This is a genomic window from Shinella granuli (assembly GCF_004341885.1).
Classification (GTDB): domain Bacteria; phylum Pseudomonadota; class Alphaproteobacteria; order Rhizobiales; family Rhizobiaceae; genus Shinella; species Shinella granuli.
Window position 1 is genome coordinate 1 of the sequence record NZ_SLVX01000078.1, and the last position, 2,876, is coordinate 2,876.

Here is a 2,876-nt window from a genome sequence, read left to right on the forward strand (position 1 = left end):
TCAGGCGGCGAGGTCTCTGAGGACGGTTTGCAGGATGCCGCCGTTGTTCATGTATGTGACCTCGTCGAGGGTATCGATGCGGCAGAGCAGCGGGACGTCCCTGACGGTGCCGTCGGCATAGGTGATCCTGGCGATCTTCTTCTCGCGCGGCTTGATGTCGCCTTCCAGGCCCTCGATGGTGACGGTCTCGTCGCCCTTCAGGTCGAGGGACGCCCAGGTCGTGCCGTCCTCGAAGACGAAGGGCACGACGCCCATGCCGACGAGGTTGGAGCGGTGGATGCGCTCGAAGGACTGGGCGATCACGGCCTTGACGCCGAGGAGGTTGGTGCCCTTGGCCGCCCAGTCGCGCGAGGAACCGTTGCCGTATTCGACGCCCGCGAAGATGACGAGCGGAACGCCCTCCTCCTTGTACTTCATCGCCGCGTCGTAGATCGACATCTCCTCCTTCGTCGGATAGTGGATCGTGTAGCCACCCTCCTTGCCGTTCGGCCCCAGCATGTGGTTGCGGATGCGGATATTGGCGAAGGTGCCGCGCATCATCACCTCATGGTTGCCGCGCCGCGTGCCGTACTGGTTGAAGTCGGCGACGCCGACGCCATGGCCGATCAGGTAGCTGCCGGCAGGCGAGGCCGCCTTGATCGAGCCGGCCGGCGAGATGTGGTCGGTGGTGATCTTGTCGCCGAACAGGCCGAGCACCCGCGCGCCCCTGATGTCGGAAAGGCCCGAGCCGGTCTTGCCCATGCCGACGAAGTAGGGCGGGTTCTGCACATAGGTCGACTGGTCGTCCCAGGCATAGGTCTGGCCCGCCGGCACCTGCACGGCCTGCCAGTTGGCGTCGCCCTTGAACACGTCGGCATATTTGGAGGCGTAGAGCTCGCGCGTGACATACTTCATGATGAAGGCCTGGATCTCCTGCGAGGAGGGCCAGATGTCCTTGAGGTAGACGGGCTTGCCGTCCCTGTCCTCGCCGAGCGGCTCGCTCGTCAGGTCCTTCTGCACGGAGCCGGCCAGCGCATAGGCGACGACGAGCGGCGGCGAGGCGAGGTAGTTCGCCTGCACGTCCGGCGAGATGCGGCCCTCGAAGTTGCGGTTGCCCGACAGGACGCCCGCGGCGATCAGCCCCTTGTCGTTGATCGTCCTGGAGACCGGACCCGGCAGCGGGCCGGAATTGCCGATGCAGGTCGTGCAGCCGAAGCCGACGAGGTTGAAGCCGAGCGCGTCGAGATCGGCCTGCAGGCCGGACTTGGCAAGGTATTCGCCGACGACCTGCGATCCGGGCGCCAGCGACGTCTTCACCCACGGCTTGGTCTTCAGGCCCTTCGCGACCGCGTTGCGGGCCAGAAGCCCGGCGGCGATCAGCACCGACGGGTTCGACGTGTTGGTGCAGGACGTGATGGCGGCGATCGCCACGTCGCCGTGGCCGAGATCGTAATCCGTGCCCTCGACCGGATAGCGGTTCTCGAGCTGGCCCGGCTTCTTGTAGTCGTTCTCCATCGCGCTCGCAAAGCCCGAGGCGATGTTCTCCAGCGGGATGCGGCCTTCCGGGCGCTTCGGGCCGGCCATGGCCGGAACCACGTCGCCGAGGTCGAGCTCCAGCGTGTCGGTGAAGACGAGGTCGGAGCCGTCGCCGTCACGCCACATGCCTTGAGCCTTCGAATAGGCCTCGACCAGCGCGATGCGCTGTTCTTCGCGGCCCGACATGGTCAGGTAGTTGACCGTCTCGGCATCGACCGGGAAGAAGCCGCAGGTCGCGCCGTATTCCGGACCCATGTTGCCGATCGTCGCGCGGTCGGCCAGCGTCATGTTGTCGAGGCCGGGGCCGAAGAACTCGACGAACTTCGACACCACGCCCTTCTTGCGCAGCATCTGCACGACCATCAGCACCAGGTCGGTCGCCGTCACGCCTTCCTTCAGCTTGCCCGTCAGCTTGAAGCCGATGACCTCGGGCAGCAGCATGGAGACCGGCTGGCCGAGCATGGCCGCCTCCGCCTCGATGCCGCCGACGCCCCAGCCGAGAACGCCGAGGCCGTTGATCATCGTCGTGTGGCTGTCCGTGCCCACACACGTATCCGGGTAGGCGACGATCTCGCCGTCTTCGTCCTTGGTCCAAACCGTCTGGCCCAGATATTCCAGATTGACCTGATGACAGATGCCCGTGCCCGGCGGAACGACGCGGAAGTTCTTGAACGCCTGCTGGCCCCACTTCAGGAAGCGGTAGCGCTCGCCGTTGCGCGCGTATTCCAGCTCCACGTTGCGGGCAAAGGCGGTCGGCGTGCCGAACTCGTCGACGATGACCGAATGGTCGATGACGAGGTCGACGGGCACCAGCGGGTTGATCTTCTCCGGATCACCGCCGAGCGAGACCATCGCATCGCGCATCGCCGCAAGGTCCACCACCGCCGGAACGCCGGTAAAATCCTGCATCAGGACGCGCGCCGGGCGATAGGCGATCTCGTTCTCGACCGTGCCCTTGTTGGAAAGCCATGCGGCGACCGACAGGATGTGCTCCTTCGTCACCGAACGGCCGTCCTCGAAGCGCAACAGGTTCTCCAGCAGCACCTTCATCGAATAGGGCAGCTTCGAGACCCCGGCAAGCCCGTTCGCCTCGGCCTTCGGCAGGCTGTAATACACATAGTCGGTGCCGTTCACCGTCAAGGTCGAACGACAATTGAAACTGTCTAGGGATCTGGACACGTTATACCCCGTTCCGTCTGGTCGCCAGAAACTGACGTACGAACGCCCGCGCGCCAAAGCGCCTGCCGGGATGCGGGTGCGGCCATTTCCGCTGTCCGTACCCGGAATTCACTCCCGTGTTCGGCGCTGAACATCAAATTCACGCCGACCGCTGGCGTGTCGCCGGCGTTATAGATAATTTC

General features: G+C 64.9%; 1 protein-coding gene. It reads right to left on the bottom strand.

What is annotated here, in order from left to right; translation table 11 throughout:
• Positions 1 to 2,694 (bottom strand): aconitate hydratase AcnA, encoded by a 2,694-nt coding sequence (gene acnA / locus EV665_RS31930; RefSeq protein ID WP_064331898.1) that lies wholly within the window; start codon positions 2,692 to 2,694, stop codon positions 1 to 3.
• Positions 2,695 to 2,876 lie beyond the last annotated feature (182 nt).